Source organism: Microcystis sp. LE18-22.4A, assembly GCF_027531105.1.
In the GTDB taxonomy this organism is placed as follows: domain Bacteria; phylum Cyanobacteriota; class Cyanobacteriia; order Cyanobacteriales; family Microcystaceae; genus Microcystis; species Microcystis aeruginosa.
Genome location: NZ_JAPZRB010000159.1, coordinates 1 through 2,189, shown reverse-complemented (window position 1 = coordinate 2,189; position 2,189 = coordinate 1). Strand labels below are relative to the sequence as shown.

Genomic DNA, 2,189 nt, shown 5'->3' with positions numbered 1-2,189 from the left:
AAAGTGCCAGATCCCGGAGTGATCGGGTGGAAAATTCCGGGACTTTTTCCCTGAAAATTAGGTAATTGACCCCCTCAAAATCGCTAAAACCCTACACCCTACACCCTACACCCCACACCCTGCCCCCAGGAAAAACTTTTTCAGCCAACCCTAAATAGCGATCGCTTTTATTGATAACCCTCTGGAGAGGCGAGGAAAAACGCGATCGCTCGCCGACAGGAAAGTTTTCCGCCAGGGCTAAAGGTCGAGGTCGCTTTTGAAGGGAAAGTCCCGCAAAAAAGACATTCCCACTCACGGATATTTAACGCTTTCTTGCCACCAATATTCCCACAACGCCGAACTTCGATGACAGGAGAAGAGATGAGGATGCCTACTCGATTAAATTTTTCTAGGGAGCGGTTTTCTCTACCCGGGTTAAAGCGCCTGCGATCCTATCGCTCGGCCTGGTTGCGGGGAGATATCATTGCGGGGATCACCGTGGCGGCCTATCTCGTTCCCCAATGTCTGGCCTATGCGGAACTGGCCGGAGTACAACCGATCGCCGGATTATGGGCGATCCTACCGCCGCTGCTCATCTATGCCCTGCTCGGTTCCTCACCACAACTCTCCGTCGGGCCGGAATCGACGACGGCAGTAATGACCGCCGCCGCTATCATGCCCCTCGTCGCGGGGGATAGTAGTAACTACGCCAGTCTGTGCAGTCTATTAGCCCTACTCGTGGGGAGCGTCTGCTGCGTCGCCGCTTTCGCCCGGTTGGGGTTTCTCGCCGATCTCCTCTCCAAACCGATCCTCGTCGGCTACATGGCCGGAGTAGCGGTGATCATGATCGTCGGTCAGTTGGGAAAAATTAGCGGGATGTCACTGAAAGCGGAATCGCTTTTCGGACAGATCGGGGAATTTTCGGGACATTTATCCGAGATTCACCCACCAACTCTGATTCTCGCCGCTGCTGTTCTAATTTTCCTGCTAGTGGTACAACGTCGCTTTCCCAATGCCCCCGGTCCTTTACTCGCAGTTCTACTGGCCACATCGGCAGTATATTTGTTCCAACTGAACGAGCGCGGCATCGCCGTGATCGGGGAAATTCCCGCCGGTTTACCGAGTTTGAAAGTACCGAGAGGTTTTTCTTCCCAGCAGCTCGTCTATTTACTCTCCTCGGCCATCGGTATCGCCCTCGTTGGCTATTCCGATAACGTCTTGACCGCCCGCGCCTTCGGGGCGAAAAACAACTATCGCATCGATGGCAATCAGGAATTACTCGCCCTGGGAGCGGTGAATATCGGTAACGGCATCATGCAAGGCTTTCCCGTCAGCAGTAGCGGCAGTCGCACGGCGATCGGCGATTCTCTGGGCAGTCGATCACAACTGTTTTCCCTCGTGGCTTTTCTGATCGTGATTTTGGTACTTTTGTTCTTGCGTCCGCTGCTATCCCTGTTTCCGAAAGCGGCCTTGGGGGCGATCGTGATTTACGCCGCGCTCCGTCTGATCGAGATCTCGGAGTTCAACCGTCTGCGTTGTTTCAAAACCAGCGAGTTCCGATTGGCGCTCGTCACCATGTTCGGTGTCCTGGCCACCGATATCCTCGTCGGGGTGGGCGTTGCCGTGGGGTTATCGGTGGTCGATCTGTTCACGCGGCTGATGCGACCACACGATGCGGTTTTGGGGGAAGTGCCGAATCTGGCGGGCCTGCACGACATCGAGGATTGGCAGGGCGCGACGACGATCCCCGGATTGGTTCTCTACCGTTACGACGCGCCCCTCTGTTTCGCCAACGCCGAGAATTTTCGGAAACGGGTAATAGCGGCGATCGAGGCGGAGAAAGTCCCCGTCGAGTGGTTCGTTCTCAACGCCGAAGCGATTCTAGATATCGATATTACGGCGGTCGATATGTTGAAAGAATTACATCGAGAATTAATCGGCCGTGGTATTACTTTCGCCATGGCGCGGGTGAAGCAAGATTTATATCAGCAATTAAAAAAAGGAGACCTATCCGAGACGATCTCGACCGAACGTATTTATGCAACTCTAGAGAAAGCGATCGAGGCGTTTCATCATCGGAAATTTTGGGTCTGAAACCCCGCCGTTCTAGGTTGGCTTTACGTTAGAATTAAAAGGCCAGTCTCGAAAACCAAGTGGACGGCGCAGCACCTTGAAAACTCGGCTTAGGGGGTTCCGACCAGAAAAGCTTG

At 54.0% G+C, this 2,189-nt stretch carries 1 protein-coding gene; it reads left to right on the top strand.

The window, feature by feature from the left end:
• Nucleotides 1-366: 366 nt before the first annotated feature.
• Nucleotides 367-2,073, top strand: coding sequence for an SLC26/SulP family anion transporter (locus O9295_RS07310; RefSeq protein ID WP_288032520.1), 1,707 nt, complete (start codon nt 367-369; stop codon nt 2,071-2,073).
• Nucleotides 2,074-2,189: the final 116 nt, after the last annotated feature.

Bases quoted from the DNA above. Each gene is read 5' to 3' on its own strand.
- O9295_RS07310 (WP_288032520.1), top strand. From the start codon at position 367: ATGCCTACTCGATTAAATTTTTCTAGGGAGCGGTTTTCTCTACCCGGG.